The organism is Hyphomonas sp., from assembly GCF_041398465.1.
Lineage (GTDB): Bacteria > Pseudomonadota > Alphaproteobacteria > Caulobacterales > Hyphomonadaceae > Hyphomonas.
Map to the genome: position 1 here is coordinate 407,674 of NZ_JAWKUS010000002.1, position 16,277 is coordinate 423,950.

18 protein-coding genes and 1 tRNA gene are annotated in these 16,277 nt (G+C 60.5%); 6 read left to right on the top strand and 13 right to left on the bottom strand.

Going from position 1 to position 16,277, the window contains the following annotated elements:
* Window positions 1–2: 2 nt before the first annotated feature.
* From folK to R3C98_RS08575, 4 genes are all read right to left on the bottom strand, one after another.
* Window positions 3–533, bottom strand: a complete 531-nt coding sequence (folK, locus tag R3C98_RS08560) for a 2-amino-4-hydroxy-6-hydroxymethyldihydropteridine diphosphokinase (RefSeq protein WP_371313695.1) — start codon at window positions 531–533, stop codon at window positions 3–5.
* Complete coding sequence (gene folB / locus R3C98_RS08565; protein WP_371313696.1) at window positions 526–891, bottom strand: dihydroneopterin aldolase; 366 nt, start codon at window positions 889–891, stop codon at window positions 526–528. Before folB ends, folK begins: the two co-directional genes overlap by 8 nt.
* Window positions 888–1,724, bottom strand: a complete 837-nt coding sequence (folP, locus tag R3C98_RS08570) for a dihydropteroate synthase (RefSeq protein WP_371313697.1) — start codon at window positions 1,722–1,724, stop codon at window positions 888–890. Before folP ends, folB begins: the two co-directional genes overlap by 4 nt.
* A 144-nt stretch (window positions 1,725–1,868) precedes the next feature.
* Window positions 1,869–1,944: transfer RNA gene (locus tag R3C98_RS08575), tRNA-Lys, on the bottom strand.
* 98 nt (window positions 1,945–2,042) lie between these two features.
* On the opposite strand from R3C98_RS08575, the gene R3C98_RS08580 reads away from it, so the two are divergent.
* The gene (locus tag R3C98_RS08580; RefSeq protein ID WP_371313698.1) at window positions 2,043–2,684 is read left to right on the top strand and encodes a hypothetical protein; all 642 of its coding nucleotides are present in this window, start codon (window positions 2,043–2,045) and stop codon (window positions 2,682–2,684) included.
* Here the strand turns inward: R3C98_RS08580 and tgt are convergent.
* The 3 genes from tgt to R3C98_RS08595 all read right to left on the bottom strand — a co-directional run bounded on the left by tgt (window position 2,681) and on the right by R3C98_RS08595 (window position 6,243).
* Window positions 2,681–3,832 carry a tRNA guanosine(34) transglycosylase Tgt gene (tgt, locus tag R3C98_RS08585; RefSeq protein WP_371314025.1) on the bottom strand — a complete coding sequence of 384 codons (1,152 nt, stop codon included), beginning with the start codon at window positions 3,830–3,832 and terminating at the stop codon, window positions 2,681–2,683. The two genes, R3C98_RS08580 and tgt, sit on opposite strands and share 4 nt — an antisense overlap.
* A gap of 57 nt (window positions 3,833–3,889) precedes the next feature.
* The gene (locus R3C98_RS08590) at window positions 3,890–4,648 is read right to left on the bottom strand and encodes a thioesterase family protein (RefSeq protein WP_371313699.1); all 759 of its coding nucleotides are present in this window, start codon (window positions 4,646–4,648) and stop codon (window positions 3,890–3,892) included.
* A gap of 164 nt (window positions 4,649–4,812) precedes the next feature.
* Window positions 4,813–6,243, bottom strand: a complete 1,431-nt coding sequence (locus R3C98_RS08595) for an aldehyde dehydrogenase family protein (protein WP_371313700.1) — start codon at window positions 6,241–6,243, stop codon at window positions 4,813–4,815.
* A gap of 360 nt (window positions 6,244–6,603) precedes the next feature.
* Here R3C98_RS08595 and R3C98_RS08600 point away from each other — a divergent pair, with 360 nt between their 5' ends.
* Both R3C98_RS08600 and hisC read left to right on the top strand, forming a co-directional pair.
* On the top strand, window positions 6,604–7,629 hold the full coding sequence (locus R3C98_RS08600; protein ID WP_371313701.1) for a LacI family DNA-binding transcriptional regulator: 1,026 nt from the start codon (window positions 6,604–6,606) through the stop codon (window positions 7,627–7,629).
* Between the two features lie 52 nt (window positions 7,630–7,681).
* Complete coding sequence (hisC, locus tag R3C98_RS08605) at window positions 7,682–8,773, top strand: histidinol-phosphate transaminase (protein ID WP_371313702.1); 1,092 nt, start codon at window positions 7,682–7,684, stop codon at window positions 8,771–8,773.
* Here the strand turns inward: hisC and panC are convergent.
* On the bottom strand, window positions 8,757–9,635 hold the full coding sequence (gene panC, locus R3C98_RS08610) for a pantoate--beta-alanine ligase (protein WP_371313703.1): 879 nt from the start codon (window positions 9,633–9,635) through the stop codon (window positions 8,757–8,759). The two genes, hisC and panC, sit on opposite strands and share 17 nt — an antisense overlap.
* 67 nt (window positions 9,636–9,702) lie before the next feature.
* Here panC and R3C98_RS08615 point away from each other — a divergent pair, with 67 nt between their 5' ends.
* From R3C98_RS08615 to R3C98_RS08625, 3 genes are all read left to right on the top strand, one after another.
* The gene (locus tag R3C98_RS08615) at window positions 9,703–10,158 is read left to right on the top strand and encodes a hypothetical protein (RefSeq protein ID WP_371313704.1); all 456 of its coding nucleotides are present in this window, start codon (window positions 9,703–9,705) and stop codon (window positions 10,156–10,158) included.
* 47 nt (window positions 10,159–10,205) lie between these two features.
* Window positions 10,206–11,090 carry a division plane positioning ATPase MipZ gene (locus tag R3C98_RS08620; protein ID WP_051600135.1) on the top strand — a complete coding sequence of 295 codons (885 nt, stop codon included), beginning with the start codon at window positions 10,206–10,208 and terminating at the stop codon, window positions 11,088–11,090.
* Window positions 11,091–11,189: 99 nt separating this feature from the next.
* Window positions 11,190–12,197 carry an amidohydrolase gene (locus R3C98_RS08625; protein ID WP_371313705.1) on the top strand — a complete coding sequence of 336 codons (1,008 nt, stop codon included), beginning with the start codon at window positions 11,190–11,192 and terminating at the stop codon, window positions 12,195–12,197.
* A gap of 38 nt (window positions 12,198–12,235) precedes the next feature.
* Here the strand turns inward: R3C98_RS08625 and R3C98_RS08630 are convergent, their stop codons facing one another.
* From R3C98_RS08630 to R3C98_RS08650, 5 genes are all read right to left on the bottom strand, one after another.
* On the bottom strand, window positions 12,236–12,616 hold the full coding sequence (locus tag R3C98_RS08630; protein WP_371313706.1) for a hypothetical protein: 381 nt from the start codon (window positions 12,614–12,616) through the stop codon (window positions 12,236–12,238).
* Window positions 12,617–12,715: 99 nt separating this feature from the next.
* Window positions 12,716–13,729: a DUF3137 domain-containing protein gene (locus R3C98_RS08635; protein WP_371313707.1), complete on the bottom strand. Its 1,014-nt coding sequence runs from the start codon at window positions 13,727–13,729 to the stop codon at window positions 12,716–12,718.
* Between the two features lie 64 nt (window positions 13,730–13,793).
* Window positions 13,794–14,330: an N-acetyltransferase family protein gene (locus R3C98_RS08640; RefSeq protein ID WP_371313708.1), complete on the bottom strand. Its 537-nt coding sequence runs from the start codon at window positions 14,328–14,330 to the stop codon at window positions 13,794–13,796.
* The gene (locus R3C98_RS08645; protein ID WP_371313709.1) at window positions 14,320–15,261 is read right to left on the bottom strand and encodes an aldo/keto reductase; all 942 of its coding nucleotides are present in this window, start codon (window positions 15,259–15,261) and stop codon (window positions 14,320–14,322) included. Before R3C98_RS08645 ends, R3C98_RS08640 begins: the two co-directional genes overlap by 11 nt.
* Window positions 15,262–15,263: 2 nt before the next feature.
* Window positions 15,264–16,274 carry an isoaspartyl peptidase/L-asparaginase family protein gene (locus R3C98_RS08650; protein WP_371313710.1) on the bottom strand — a complete coding sequence of 337 codons (1,011 nt, stop codon included), beginning with the start codon at window positions 16,272–16,274 and terminating at the stop codon, window positions 15,264–15,266.
* Between the last annotated feature and the right edge of the window lie 3 nt (window positions 16,275–16,277).

A 16,277-nucleotide genomic window follows, 5' to 3' on the forward strand; every position in this document is an offset into this window, starting at 1 on the left:
AATCACCTTGAAGAGCCACGCAGTTCCGCCAGGCGCTGCGTGGCTTTTTCGTCCGGGAAACACACCTGGTCCGGCTCGTCCGCGCGAAGCGATTCCGCAAGCAGGGAGACCGGCAATCCATCAAACTCCCAGCGCGGTGCAATGTCTGACAGGGGGTCCAGCACAAAGCGCCGCTCAGACAGCCTGGCGTGCGGGATGGTCAGCGTTGGCGTATCGATGTCGACACCCTCCATCATCAGGATATCGATATCAATCTCCCGCGGCCCCCATCGTTCCCGCACCTGTCGTCCAAGCGCCTTTTCTATCCGCTTGCATTCAGCCAGCAGATCGTGCGGCGTCAGGCTTGTTTCTATCTGCACACAGATATTGAGAAAATCCGGCTGCTCCATCACGCCCCACGCCTTGGAACAATAAACACGCGACATCATTCCCAGGGTCACGCCGTCCGTCTCTTCCAGCAATGCAAGTGCGCGGGCCAGATACGCTTCCCGGTCGCCCAGATTGGTACCCAGTTCCAGATACGCTTCAGCCATTACGACTACGCGTGATGACGACGCCAACGTGATCAACGAAATGACGGATAGGCGCCGATGGCTTGCGGACAGTCACCGTGATCCGCTCCACCAGCGGCTGGTCTTCCAGCACAGCCAGCGCGATCCGCTCGGCAAAGGTTTCGATCAGATTGAACACCGTCTCGCCAGACAGGCGCTCGGCGAGGTCGCAAAGCTCACCATAGTTGACCGTCTCAGCCATATCGTCATTGCGTGCCGCCTGCGGCTTCAGCTCGCACTCCATGTCGATATAGAATTTCTGCCCGAGGGACTTCTCGGCCTTGTGGACGCCGTGAAAGCCATGAAGGCAGAGATTGGTCACGAATACGCGGTCGGTCATTTGGCTTTCTCTATTGCTTCCAGCATGTTGAGGGCGTCCCGGTGGGCGGCGACATCGTGCACACGCAGGATGGATGCGCCGCGACGGAGACTGTCGAGGTTTGCGGTCAAAGTCCCAACCAGACGGTCGCCGACGGGATTTCCCGTCAGGCGCCCGATGAAGGATTTCCGCGAGACACCGACAAGGACCGGGCAACCGGTGTCCACCAACACGTCCAGATGGGCCAGTACGCCGAAATTCTGCTCATAGGTTTTCCCGAAGCCCACGCCAGGATCGAGAATGATGTGTTCACGCGGTATGCCGTGCGCCTCAGCCATACCGAAGCTGTCCCGGAAGAAAGCCGACATATCGTCCCTGAGATTGATCGATGCGTCTGCTTCGCCGCGATTGTAGGTGACGACGATCAGGCTGTGCGTCTCCGCCACGGCACGCGCCATATCCTTGTCGCGGGTCATGCCCCAGACGTCATTAATGATCACGGCGCCGGCCTCGGCTGCCTGCCGCGCAACGGACGCCTTGTAGGTGTCGATGGACAGCGGCAGCGCGCCTGAGGCTGCCAGAGAGGCAATTGCACCCGAAACGCGGCGCCATTCCTCGGCGGCATCCACATTCTCGGCACCCGGCCGGGTCGATTCCCCGCCAATATCGATAATATCCGCCCCATCGAGGCGCATCTGTTCGGCATGCTGGACGGCATTGGTCAGGCCGTAATGCGCGCCGCCATCGGAGAAGGAATCAGGCGTCACATTGAGGATGCCCATGAGCATGGCCTGCCCGCCTGACAAGCGGTGCAGCAGTTCTTCCCTGACTGTCTTGCGAACGACGCAGTCCATCTTTGCTTCTCGCGCTCAAACAGCGCGTATATCAGGCCTGCCCCACGCAGCAAACCAAGCGTGCAGCGAAGCTTTGTCGTTCGCCAGAACCAGCGCTATGTTGTGGTCAAGACAACAGTTCAAAGGGAGACTGAGAGGAGAAAATGGTGTGCCCTACAGGGTTCGAACCTGTGACCTACTGATTAAAAGTCAGTTGCTCTACCAGCTGAGCTAAGGGCACGCCAGAGCGGCCCATTTAGAGAAGGGTTTGAGGCGGGTCAACACCCGCCTGCACCCAATCGCCACAAGTCGTCACATTTATCCACTCAAACTGAAAACATGAGATATTCCACGCTCCTCCTGCCCGCGCTTCTACCCGCCCTCCTGCTGGCCTCAGCCTGCGCCAGTAGCCCGGAACCTGCCCCTGCGGAAAACCCTGCCGGATCCGACGGCGTGGTCCAGAACACGGAATCTGCTGCGGGCACCGCCTACACCCAGACGAAAGACGGGCTTCCGGATGCCGCGATGTCCCCGCTGGAGGACCTGAACCTCAAACGGGACCCGATTCCCCCGATCCTCCAGAGCATCAAGAGCCCCTACGATGTGCCCGAGGATATCAGCTGTTCGGAGATCACCCTGCTTCTGTCTGAACTGGACGCAGCCCTCGGCCCGGACTGGGACACCGACGATCCTGACGAACGGCTGCGCACCGAGAAACTGGCTGACGAGGCGTCCGACGCGGCCTTAGACACGATCTCGTCCACCGCCAGCAGCCTGATTCCCTTCCGCAGCCTGGTGCGGCGCGCGACAGGCGCCTACGCCTACCAGAAGAAGTATAACCGGGCCTACAAGATCGGTGCCCAGCGCCGGGCCTATCTGAAAGGCATCGGCCTTGCCCGCGGATGCCCGGAACCTGCCCGGCCAGCGATAATCGAGCCTGAACCTGAAATGACGGTCTACAAAGGCGACGCGCCGGACTAGCCGGCAGCGTCCTCTTCGGCCCTCGGCTTGGACTTCGTCGACGCCCAGGCGGTCTGCAGCTCTGCCCGCAGAGCTTCGAAGCGGCCTTCGGCAATCGCCGCGCGGATCTCCTGCATCAGCGCCTGGAAGAAGGCCGTGTTGTGCCATGACAGCAGCATCGGCCCCAGATACTCCCCCGCCCTGAACAGGTGGTGGTAGTAGGCCAGCGGATAGTCTCGGCTGGCCGGGCAATCGACACGTTCGTCCAGCGGGGAGAGATCTTCTGCGAACTTCGCGTTCTTCACATTGATGGGCCCGGCCCACGTCCACGCCTGTCCGTGACGGCCGGACCGGGTCGGCAAAACGCAGTCGAACATGTCGATACCGCGCGCGACACTCTCGACGAGGTCAATCGGCTTGCCGACACCCATGACGTAACGCGGCTTGTCATCCGGCAGGTGCGGCACCGTCATGTCGATCGTCTCGCACATCTGTTCATGCCCTTCGCCCACGGCGAGGCCGCCCAGCGCGATGCCGCCGAAACCTTGCGAGACGACACCTTTGGCTGAACGCTCACGCAGATCGGCGAAATTCGAGCCCTGAATGATGCCGAAAAGGGTCTGGTCTTCGCGCTCTCCGAATGCGTCGAGGCTACGCTCGCCCCAGCGCAGGGACAGTTCAAGGCTCTCTTCTGCCTGCTCATGCGTGCACGGATAATCCGTGCATTCATCCAGCTGCATGGAGATGTCGGCGCCCAGCAGATCTGCCTGGATCTCGATGCTGCGCGCCGGTGTCAGCCGGTGGGTCGATCCGTCGATATGACTCTGAAAGGTCACCCCATCGGCGTCCATCTTGCGCAGCTGTGCGAGACTCCACACCTGGAAACCGCCACTGTCAGTCAGCATCGGGCCGCTCCAGTGCGCGAACTTGTGAAGACCGCCGAGACGATGCACGCGCTCGGCGCCCGGGCGCAGCATCAGGTGATAGGTGTTGCCGAGAATGATATCGGCCCCGGCCCCTTTCACCTGATCCATATAGAGCGCCTTGACCGTACCTGCGGTGCCCACAGGCATGAAAGCCGGCGTACGGATATCGCCGCGCGGCGTCTTCAGCACGCCCGTGCGTGCCTTGCCCTCGCGGGCCTTGATCTCAAACGGAAAGGTCGTCATGGGCGGCGTATAGGCGAGCTTTACGCCCCGGCAAAGCCCGCCTTGCACGCACCTGGCTCAGCGCTTTGCAATCACCAGCGACTGAACGGCGCGCCCGAACGGACCATGCTGATCCGACAGCTCCCCGAAGCCAAGCCCGCGCCCATCCGGACTGATCCAGGAATTGGCTTCCAGCTTGATCCATTCCCCCACCGGCTCGCGGACGAAATGCAGCGTCAGGTCGGCGTTGATATAGGTCCATTCCTGAAAGTTCAGGGACGAGCCGAAACCGTTGCAATAGTCGCCCGTCGCGGCCGCCCGCATGAGCGGTGTCGTCGCCCGCGTATCCAGGAACGGCCGTTTGATGTGAAACCAGACCGCTTTGCGGGAGGTGGCATTCGGGTCTTCCGTGCGCATTTCCACGGCGGTGTTGAACCCGACCGAGAGCGGGAATTCGAGCGGTGTCTCCGGTATCTGGCTGGCAATATCCGGCATCGCTACCTCAGCCGGCAATTCCAGTTCCGTCTTGCGAATCCGCAGGGCGGCCGCGCGGACCACCTGTTTGCCATTTGCCGAGAGAATGATTTCCGAGGTCTGAATGTTCCGGCCTTCGCGGGTGATGTTGACCTCGATATCCAGCGGCCCCACCGGTACCGGCCGTTGCAGGTCGATGGTCAGGCGCGTCACCGACATCGGCACTTCGCTGGGCAGGTCTTCGACAATGCTGGCGATCAGGGCCGACGGCGCGCCGCCATGCAGCATGCGCGGGTCCCAGGGGCCTGCACCATTCTCCGTCGCGATGACGGAATCCTCTTTCCGATAAAAATAGGGTTCCAATATGTCTTCCTTCCAAATCCGGCCCGAACCGCATCACCGCAACCGCACCTGACGTGACGGCGGTCAATTGATTTCAGGAGGGCCGCAAAACTGAGGCGAGCCCGCCTTCACGCGCTCGCCTCCAATCTCAATCACATTCGCTGTAAAGCGGTAGAATTGCCGCCTCAGACGAACGCAGCGTTCCGGCGAATGTTCGTTGTCTTGGCCTGGCAGAATTCCAACAGGCCGTGCTCGGCGCCTTCACTGCCGATGCCCGACTGTTTGGCGCCGCCAAACGAGGCGTGCGGCGAGAGGTGCTGGGTCTCGTTGATCCAGACCGTACCGGTTTCCAGCTGGTCTGCGATTTCCTGTGCCTTGGCGAGGTCGGCACTCCAGACAGACGCGCCGAGACCGTAGATCGTGTCATTCGCGCGGCCGACGACCTCGTCCAGATTATCGAACGACATCAGCGGCAGGACCGGGCCGAACTGCTCTTCCTGCACGATGCGTGCGTCTTCCGGCGGATTGTCGAGGATGGTGACCGGCACGAAATAGCCGGGTGCTTCCGAGGCTTCGCCACCGATCAGGAACTTGTAGCCCTTGTCCTTGGAATCCTGGATCAGGTCCAGCACGCGCTGGTATTGTGCCTTGTTCTGGATCGGGCCGATTTGCGTGCCCTGCTGGGAGCCATCACCGACCTTCACGGTCTTGGCGTATTCGACCAGCGCCGCCTTCAGCGGCTCGTAGATGTCTTTGTGAACATACATGCGCTTGGTTGCGATACAGATCTGTCCGGTGTTCTGGAACGCGGCCCAGAACAGCTCCTGTGCGATGGCTTCGACATTCACGTCGGGCATCACGATGGCTGCGTCATTGCCGCCGAGTTCCAGCGTGACCTTCTTCAGCTCTTTCGAAGCGCCTTCCATCACCTTGCGGCCGGTCTGGGTCGATCCGGTGAAGCTGATCTTGTCGATGCCGGAATGCCCGGTCAGCCACGGGCCGAGCCGGTCGTCGCCCGACACCACGTTCAGCACGCCGGCCGGAACCACGTCGCGGATCAGTTCACAGAGGCGCAGCGTGGTCAGCGGCGTCGTCGGCGCGGGCTTCAGCACGATGGTGTTGCCAGCCAGCAGAGCCGGCGCCAGTTTGAACGCGGCCAGAATGATCGGGAAGTTCCAAGGCACGATGGCCGCAACCACGCCGATCGGCTCGTAGCGGGTGACCGTGTAGCGCTCGTCATCGTCCTGCGAGACGACTTCCGGAATGTCCAGCTTCGCCGTTTCAGCGAACCAGTGCGCACCGCCCAGCACGTCGCCCATGGCCTGCTCGAACGGCTTGCCCTGCTCCCGGGTCAGTAGCCGGGCGAGTTCCTCGCCGTTCTGTGCGATCACGCCGGCAATCGCCAGCATCACTTCCTTGCGCTTCTCGATCGGCGTCTTGCGCCAGGCAGGCAGCGCGGCACGCGCGGCGGCGATCGCTTCGTCCAGCTCGGCCTGCGTGCAGTTCGGTGCTTCGGCAAAAACCTCGCCCAGCGCCGGATTTTCGACACCGAAAGATTCGGTGCCGGCGACGGCTTTCCCATTGATGGTCATCGTGAATTTCATGTCGGCACTCATGGCGCTGGCCTCTCTGTCCTGCTTTTGGTGTTTCCTCGGGAGGAACCCTATCAGAACCAGCCCGCCGGAACAGCGTGAAAACAATGACATGTCGGCTTTTCGCCACGTCAACCGGCGGCCCTTAGTCCGCTATGATCCGTTATGGTCCGACATGATCCGGAGAAGTCCGGTGTGGACGATCATTGGTCAGGGTATGATCCGGCTCAGACGTCCGAAAACACGGGGCATCACCGCCAGCCGGCCGATCATTCGCCCGGCACCTGAATTCGTGCACGCCAGAAAAGCAATGCCCATTGGACATACCGCATTTCGCCTATAGTTTTGATTTCTGGACAAAAACAACGTTGCCGCAGGCAAACCATGCCCCGCAAAAACACCGGTGCCCGGCCGGCCACGATCATCGATGTTGCCCGCGAGGCGGGCGTTTCCTTCAAAACAGTCAGCCGCGTGCTGAATGGGGAGACGAATGTCCGGGCCCAGACCCGCGAGCGGGTCATGAGCGCGGCAAAAGCGCTGGACTACCGCATAAATCACAACGCCCGGAACCTGCGCGCCCGGCAGAGCCGCACCATCTGCCTGCTCTACGCAAACCCGTCCCGGAACTATATCGGCGAGGTGCATCTGGGCGCACTCCAACGCTGTCAAACCGAAGGCTACAGCCTGATCGCCGAAGAACGCTCCACCGACACAAATGCCATTCTGGCACTGCGGCCGGATAACCGGCTGGCTGGCGTGATCCTGACACCGCCCCTGTCGGACGATCCGGAACTGATAAAGCTATTGCGCGAGCATGCTGTGCCATTCGTAAGAGTCGCGCCATCGAAGACCAGTGAGCCGGGCCGCGACGTCGCGATCGACGATCGTGCTGCGGCCCGGGAGATGACGGAACACCTCATCGGCCTTGGCCACAAGAACATCGGATTCATCTGCGGCCCCGTCACCCATGAAGAGGCCAGCGTGCGGCTCCAGGGTTACAAGGATGCGCTGGAACAGGCAGGCATATCCTTTGATCCGGAACGGGTTGTGATGGGCAACTTCACCTTCGATTCCGGCATCTCCGCAGCCGATCAGCTGCTGGATTTGCCAAAACGGCCAACTGCGATCTTTGCATCAAATGATGACATGGCGGCAGGCGTCATCGCCGCCTGCTACCGCCGCCGCATCCAGATCCCGCAGGAACTGTCCGTGGCAGGTTTCGACGACACACCTCTGGCGGCGACCATCAGCCCCTCGCTCACGACCATCTACCAGCCGAGCCGCGAACTCGCCTCTGAAGCTGTGGGCCTCCTTCTCGAGGAAATCGCCGCACCCAGCGAAACGCCACAGCGGCGCTTGCTGGACTACAAGCTGATCGCGCGGGATTCGACGGCACCTCCGCTTGTGTAAAGCTCGCGCAATTCCTGTTTCCAGTCTCCCGGTCCTGTTGTAAGTCGCCCGCATGACCAGCATTCGCCCCCTCCCGCACATCGAAAAAACGAAGCCCTATGTCCCCGGCGGCAAGCTGCACGGAAGCAAGGACCGCGTCGTCATGCTGGCGTCGAACGAGAACCCGTTTGGGCCGAGCACCAAAGCAATCGAAGCGATGCAGGATGTGGCCCGGCAAGTTCACGTCTACCCGGATCCGGATTACGGCGCACTTCGTCAGGCGATTGCGGACGCCAAGGGCATCAGTGATGTTTCCCGCGTGGCAGTGTCGGCCGGTTCGGATGAAATCATTCACCTGCTGACGCAGGCCTATGCCGGCCCCGGCGATGAAATTCTGTTCACGGAGCATGCGTTCTCCATGTACGCGGTTTCTGCGCTGGGACACGGGGCAAAACCGGTGACAGTTCCGGAAACCGACTTTACCGCCGGTTTCAACGCCCTGCTCGGTGGCGTAACCGAGCGGACGCGTATCCTGTTCCTCGCCAATCCGAATAATCCGACTGGCACGATGATGCAGGTCGAGGAACTAGCTCGCCTTCAGGATGCGCTGCCTCCACATGTTCTGTTTGCAATCGATGGCGCCTATGCCGAATATGTCGGCGAGGCCTATGAAGCCGAGATCCGCGACCTGGTCGACCGGCGTTCAAATACGGTGATGATCCGCACCTTCTCAAAGATCTATGGTCTGGCCGCCCTGCGCCTGGGCTGGGGATATTTCCCGACGGACATTGCCGAGACCTTCCAGCGCATCCGGCCGCCGTTCAATATCAACGCGTTCGCCGTGGCCGCCGGCATCGCGAGCATCGGCGATACCGATTTCATCGAGCAGAGCCGAGACCACAATACCAAGTGGCGCGCGATTTATGTCGAGCGCCTGAATGCGATGGGACTGCCGACGCCGGAATCGCTGGCGAATTTCGTCATCCCGGATTTCGGGACTGCCGAACGGGCAGCAGCGGCGAATGAATTCCTGAAGCAGAATAACGTTCTGGTCCGGGCGGTCGGCGGTTATGGCATGCCGAGCCGGCTACGGATTTCGGTCGGGTCGGCGGAAGACAATGAAACGGTTCTCGGCTTGCTGGAAGCGTTCACCGCGTCACACTGATATTGTCGATCAGGCGCGTGCGGCCCATCCAGGCCGCGCCAAGAAGTCTGGCAATCGAACCAGCAGGCAGCGGCGCGTCCGGCAGATCCTGCAGCGTGGCGGGATCGACCAGAGACACATAGTCGATCTTGCCGAACCCGGACCGGACCAGGAGGTCCCGCGCCTCGCTTAGCGCGACCGACGGCAGCTCACCCGCCGCGAGCCGAACGGATGCCCGGTGCAGTGCCGCCTGCATGGCGCCTGCGTTCCGGCGTTCTTCCGGTTTCAGGTAGAGGTTCCGGGATGACTGCGCGAGGCCGTCTGCATCCCGGGCTGTGGCAGCGCCAATGATTTCTATGGGAAAGCCAAGATCCCGTACCATGCGGCGAATGATCTGAAGCTGCTGGTAATCCTTCTCGCCGAAAACGGCGGCATCCGGCTGGACGTGCAGGAACAAGCGCGCAACGACTGTCGCCACACCATAGAAGAAGTGCGGCCGGTAAATGCCGTCCAGCAGGTCGGACATCTCCTCGACCCGCACATTCGTGACGGAACCTTCGGGATACATCTCATCGACCGTGGGAAGATAGGCGAGATCGCAACCCACCGACGCGAGCTTTGCCAGATCGGCGTTCTCGTCTCTTGGGTAGGTGTCAAAATCCTCGCCCGGCGCGAACTGAGTCGGATTCACGAAAATGCTCGCCACGATTCGGGTGGCTTTTTCTTTTGCCTTTTCAATGAGGGACAAATGTCCGCCGTGCAGCGCCCCCATTGTGGGGACAAAACCCACCGTTTCGCCCGCCTGCTTCCAGGCCCTAACCTGTTGAAACAGTTCACTTCTGGTACGTACGGTGGCGGTAAGGTCACCTGTCTTCGAATTCACTTTCAATTCGCCCCGGCTCCGGATTGTGTAAACGCGTTGTTAACCTGTTCGGAGGAATTTTAAAGCCATGACACAGCGCATCCTTTCTTCCCTGAAATCCTTCGTGCTGACGGCAGCGTTCCGCATGTCCGCCAGCGAGTCGCGTCTCCCTGGCGACGGTGTTCCGGAGCCGCGTACCCGGCACTTCGATCCGGAAATGGAAATCGACGAATGGATGTTCGACCGCGATGGAAACCCCGTCACGGAGTCCGCCGCGCTATATGCCCGCGAAACGGCCCGCGTCTCCGGTGCCTTGTCCGGTCTTCGCTCCCTGTTGACCCAGATAGCCATGCACGCCCCGCAGACCGAGGAGCTTCCTGCAGAAGCCGCCTTTGGACCGATCATGTCCGACGACCTTCTTTTCGACGGCGAACCGATGCCTGCACAGTTTGGTATCCTGGCCGAAGACGATGACCTGTTCGACGAGATGCCGACACGCCGTAGGGCTTGGAGCGACTCACAAGACATGCCACGTGTCGCCTGAGCTTTTCGCTGACTTAACCTGACTGACTGAAACTGGAGCTTTCTGACATGCCTGATGGATTCGCGCCTACCGCACTCGTGGGTGGCCCGGACCTGTCGGTCCCCCAGAAGGATGCCCGCGTCATTGTCGTTGGCAACGAAAAGGGCGGCGCCGGCAAGTCGACGGTTTCCATGCACCTTTGCGTCTCCCTGATGCGGATGGGCAAAGCAGTCGGCGTGATCGACCTTGATGTGCGTCAGCGGTCGCTGACCCGGTATCTCGAAAATCGGCTGCGCTGGATGCAGTCGACCGGCTCGCGTCTCCCGATGCCGGAGATCGTGCGCGTGGATGCGTCGACCGAACGCGATCTCGACCGGGCCGAAGCGGAAGAAACCCACCGGCTCGTGTCCAGCCTGCAGCGCCTGAAGAAGACCTGCGATTTCATCATCATCGACTCGCCCGGCGGTGACACTTTCCTGTCTCGCTCGGCGCATATGCATGCCGATACGCTGATCACGCCGCTGAACGACAGTTTCGTCGACTTCGATCTGTTGGGTGACGTGAATCCGCAGACGCTGGAAGTGATCCGGCCGAGCTTCTATTCGGAAATGGTCTGGTCCTGCCGGAAGAAGAAGGCGCAAACCTCGCGCCGTCCGATCGACTGGATCGTGATGCGTAACCGCATGTCACCGCTGGCGGCGCGGAACAAGGAACGCGTCGGCGAAGCGCTCGACAATCTTTCCAAACGGATCGGCTTCCGCCTGGCACCAGGCCTGTCCGAGCGCGTGATCTACCGAGAGCTGTTCCCCGCTGGCCTGACCCTGCTGGACCTGACGGAAAAAGGCTCGAACGTCTCCTTCACGATGAGCCATGTTGCGGCCCGTCAGGAGATGCGGGACCTGATCATCATCCTGCAGCTGCCGGAACTGACCGGCGCTGAAATTACTTTCTGATCTGCCACCTGACTGACGCGAGGTGAGGCCAGCCTGGTGCTGGCCTTCTTTGATTTTCGGCGTCACTCTGCCTCTCAAAAGATACCGGGAGGACGGCACATGGTTTTCAACAATACCGATTGGGTGTGGCAGGTTCGGGAAGATATCCTCGAGCCCGAACGCGAGATCGTCGATCCGCACCACCATCTCTGGCCGAGCGAAGATATGGGCTACCGCGTGCCGGATCTGCTTGCCGACCTGACCAGCGGGCACAACGTCGTGCAGACCGTCTTCATGGAATGCGGCGCCGCTTACCGGAAGGATGGACCGGACTATTTGAAGCCAATTGGCGAAACAGTCTTTGTGACTGAATCTGCAGCGGCAATGAAGGCGAAGGGCGGACCTTACATCGCTGCGCTGGTGGCCCATGCCGACCTCCGTTTACCGCTGGCGCAACTGGACGAAGTTTTGGATGGCCACGTCGAAGCCTCGAAGGGGTTGTTCAAGGGCATCCGCCATGCCGGTTCACGCGATGCAAGCGGAGCGACGCTCCGCATCCCGGGCCACGCACCGCCGCGCCTCTACGCCGAGCCTGACTTCCGCCGTGGTGTGCAACACCTTGGTGAACGCGGCTTCACCTATGACACATGGCATTACCACCACCAGAACCGGGACTATCTGGACCTGGCTAGGGCCTGCCCCGGCACAACCATGATCCTCGACCATTTCGGCACGCCAATCGGCGTTGGGCCCTATGAGGGCAAGCGCGACGAAATCTTCGAGGCCTGGAAAGACGATGTGGCCGCGATTGCCGAATGCCCGAACGTCCATGCCAAGATCGGTGGCCTCGCCATGCCCGACAATGGCTTTGGCTGGGACAAGCGAGACATTCCTCCGACATCTGACGAGGTCGTGGAACAGCATGAGCGCTGGTACGATCACATGATCAAATGCTTCGGTCCGGAGCGCTGCATGTTCGAGAGCAACTTCCCGGTCGACCGCTGGTCGCTGAACTATGTGGTCTACTGGAACGCCATGAAAAAGATCGCGGCGAAGTATCCGGAAGCTGCAAAAGCGGCGATGTTCGCTGGAACGGCTCGAAAGGTCTACTCAGTCCCGGCGGCATAAGCCTGCCGGGACCAAATCGGACCGACCTCAGGGAGACGCTATTTCTTGGTGGCGCAGGTCTGGTTATAGGCTTCGTAGTCGGCGTTCAGGGAGGTGACGGCTTCCTGGAGGCCCAATTCCATGCGCAACAAGTCCGCCTTGGCAGCCTCATAGTCCGCCTTGGCAACGTCGGCAGCCTTCGCATGCTTCTTTGATGCATTGCGCATGACTTCAACATCGTCCCAGGCTTCACCTTTTGTCTCCACGATTTCGGCCTGAGCGTCGCGTGCAACTTTCAGCTTCACGACCTCTTCCTGCTTCGGCTTGAACGTGGCCGACATCGCCTGGCACCGGGCAAGTTCCTTGGCCGACACCGCCGCATCCGCCGCAGCAACGGGGGCAGCAAGCGCAAAGATGGCAGCAATCAACAGTCGGTTCATGGAAGGTCCTCTCTCACCAGTTGCCTGCACCATGACCTTTGTCACCTGAAGCCTTACTGAACGTTACTGCCCTGAAATTGCCCAGATTGCTGGCTCCGGTCACACCTCTGGCATCGCCTGCCCGCTTCTGCGGCGGCGGTTCTTGTTGGTGACATCGATGATGTGGAACACGGCAGCGAAGTCCTCCAGCAGCTCCCGCAAGCGGCTCGGACTGTCGAGCGGCGTGAACATGCTACCTGGCTCAAACAGATTGCCGCCCTGCAGGGTGATGTACATCTCGCCGCCGTCGAAACAGCATTTCAGTTTCCCGCCGTGGAACGTCTTCTCCAGGTTCACCAATTCCTGCATCAGGTCCGGCGTAAGCAGGTAGCGGGATTCCACCTGATCGGTCGTGTAGACCTCGAATATCTTTTCGAATTCAGGGTCCTCGAGGGATGCGCGCTTCAGGCCGTTGCCGCCGCCGAACCGATTGAAGAAGCCCGCATCCCGCGTCACCAGCGTCCGGCCATAGAAGGTCTTGTCGAAGTGAAAGCGCAGGCACTGGCCCCGGAAAACGGTGACCCATCGCGTCGTTGTCCGGCCTTTGGAATCGGTGGACCGGCGCTTTTCTTCGAGATGGGCTTCGAACAGTTCAAACTCGACATTGTCTCGTGTTCCGGTCAGCCGGTCTTCGTAGCTCGCGCGATCCCAGCTGGGCACGATGCCGACTTTTTTGTGCTCATAGATCGATGCGACCTCGCCGGGTTCGGACTGAAAATTCAGACCCAATTGGCGCACGACCGGCTGAACGAGCAGTTCCTTGGCTTCCTTTCCGAATTGTTTGAGCTGCTGCCCACCCCAGGCCACAAGACCGAACCCGACAATGACCCCGAGGAACGGCCCGAAGACAGATTTGAATCCAATAAAGCCAACAAGTGCGATCGCCAGGCCAAGCCCTATGCCCACATAGCGATACTTCCGCGCTTTGCTGACTGCTTGCTCCCGGTCAAGTTCGCGTGCCTGCAGAACTGGCCGGATCTCGTTCTGGTAAACAGCCGCAAAACCGGCAAACTCGTCCCGCAGGCCATCCATGGCCTCCAGGATCGCGGGGTCGATCTCAGGCTGGTCGTTCATATGTGCGTCCCGCAAACAGTGAGAGAGGCCACTTAAGACCGGTTCGGCAGATGCGCCAAGGCGCTCACAGTTTCAGTCGCAGAAGGAATTCAAGGTCTCGGTGCTCGCCCACGGGAAACAGGAATTCCGCCACCTTTTCCCAACCGAGCCGGGCATACAGTCGCTGGGCGCCCAGATTATCCGAATAGACGCTCAGATACATTTCAGGCGCTTGTCGGCTGCGTGCCCAGACAAGCGCCTCATCTATGAAGCGTGATCCGATACCGTGTCCCTGCAAAGCCTCATCGACATACACCCGCTTCAGCTCCAGAGCCCCCGGTTTGGGGTCCGGCGCCGGCAGGCTGAGCGGGCTGCAAAGCAAATAAGCTTTCATTGCGCCGTCGCCTGCCTCGCACACACGAACCAGGACATCCGGATCTGCAATCCAATCTCGGTAAAGATCCGGATTGTGGGATTCTTCGAGAAACAGGTCGAGGTTTTCCGCGCTGTAGAGATGCCCGAACTTGTCGGTGAACGTCTTCCGCGCGAGCGCCGTCAATGCAACGACATCGTCCGCCATTGCATCGCGAAAAACGAGGGTCTGCGAAGTATCAGGCGTCATCGAGTGTCGTCATGTCTTCAACAGTCAGCTTTAGCGACGCCGCGGGCATGATCTCTTTCAGTTGCGAAACTGACGTCGCGCTGGCGATCGGTGCCGTGACCGATGGCTTGTGCATGAGCCAGGCCAACGCCACTTGCGCCGGTGTGGCACCGTGTTTCGCACTGACCAAGTCGAGGGCTGCCAGCACTTTCAGACCACGGCCCGCCAGAAGCTCCTTCATCCGCATGCCGCGCGGGCTCTTCTTCAGATCGTCTTCGTTCCGGTATTTGCCCGTCAGAAATCCGCTGGCGAGCGAAAAGTACGGGATGACGCCCAGACCGTAACGCTGGCAAGCCTCTTCCCGTTCGCCTTCGAACTCCTCCCGAACGAGAAGATTGTAATGAGGCTGCAGGACCTCATACCGCGCGCGATCTCCTCCTGCCGCGTTCATCGCAGCATCAAGGCCCGGACCATCATAGTTTGAAACCCCGCAGGCACGAACCTTGCCGGCCTTGATGAGCCGTTGGTGCCCTTCCAGCGTTTCCTCGATCGGCGTTTCAGGATCCGGGAAGTGCGAGAAATAGAGATCGATGTGGTCAGTCTGCAAACGCTTCAGTGAGGCTTCACAGGCCTGCACGATATAATCCGCCCGCAAGCCCTTGCCGCCTTCGCCCATATCGGAACCGACCTTGGTTATCAGAAGAGTCTTTTCGCGCCGGCCACCCCCTTGGGCGAACCATTCACCGATCACGGTTTCCGACTCACCGCCCTCATGTCCGGGGATCCAGCGGGAATAGACGTTCGCCGTATCGACCGCGTTGAACCCGCCATCCAGAAAGGCATCCAACACTTCGAATGAGGTAGCGCGGTCTGCGGTCCAGCCAAATACGTTGCCGCCCAGTACCAGCGGTGCGGTCGACAGGCCTGACTTACCAAGTGGCCGTGTTTCCATGACTATTCCTCCATTTCGGTTTCATCCCCATAGATCGCGGTCCATGATCCGTCGGCGTCGATCCAGCCGCGATACATGCCTTCGCTGTTGAAGACGAAATCGACATTACCATTGCCGTCGATGAGGACCACACCGCCGTCACCGCCAAGCTCTGCGACTTCATCCAGTGCGACCTGTGCTGCCTTTCCAACGCTTTCACCGGCAAGTTTGACCCGGTCGCAGATCGTCTTGGCAACTCCGACACGGATGAAGTACTCGCCATGACCGGTGGCGGACACACCGCAGACACCGTTCTCGGCGTAAGTCGCCGCACCGATGAGTGGGGAGTCTCCGACGCGTCCGGCAGTCTTGGCCGTCATCCCGCCAGTCGTCGTCGCAGCAGCGATGTTGCCGTCAGCATCAATGGCGACGGCGCCCACCGTACCGTGCTTGTCAGCAGCTGTACGTGACAGGGTCTCCAGCACGCGCTCCAGCGATTTGCGGCGGCGCTCTGTATCGAAATAGGTATTTGGGACGATCTCCAGTCCCTGCGCTTCGGCAAACGCATCCGCGCCAGGACCGGCAAACATGACATGCTCTGAATTGTCCATCACGGCGCGGGCGGCGAGGATCGGGTTCTTCACGATGGTGACCCCTGCAACTGCACCTGCATTGCGTGTGCTGCCGTCCATGATTGAGGCATCGAGCTCATGTGTCCCGGCGGCGGTGAACACTGCACCCTTGCCGGAGTTGAAAATCTCATTGTTCTCCATCGGGATGACAGCTGCTTGCGCCGCGTCGAGGGCGCTTCCACCATTGCGGAGCACTTCGGCGCCAGCTTCCAGCGCTTCCTGCAGGCCTGCTCGGTAAAGCGCTTCCTGTTCCGGTGTCATCGAACCGCGCGTGATCACGCCAGCCCCGCCATGTATGGCCAGGCGCCATTGCTGTGTTTCCGGTGGCTCAGCGTTCACAGGCGAAACCTGGCAGCCTGCGAGCAATATCGCAGCTGCCGCGAGAAGCGGCCGAAAAATCATGGG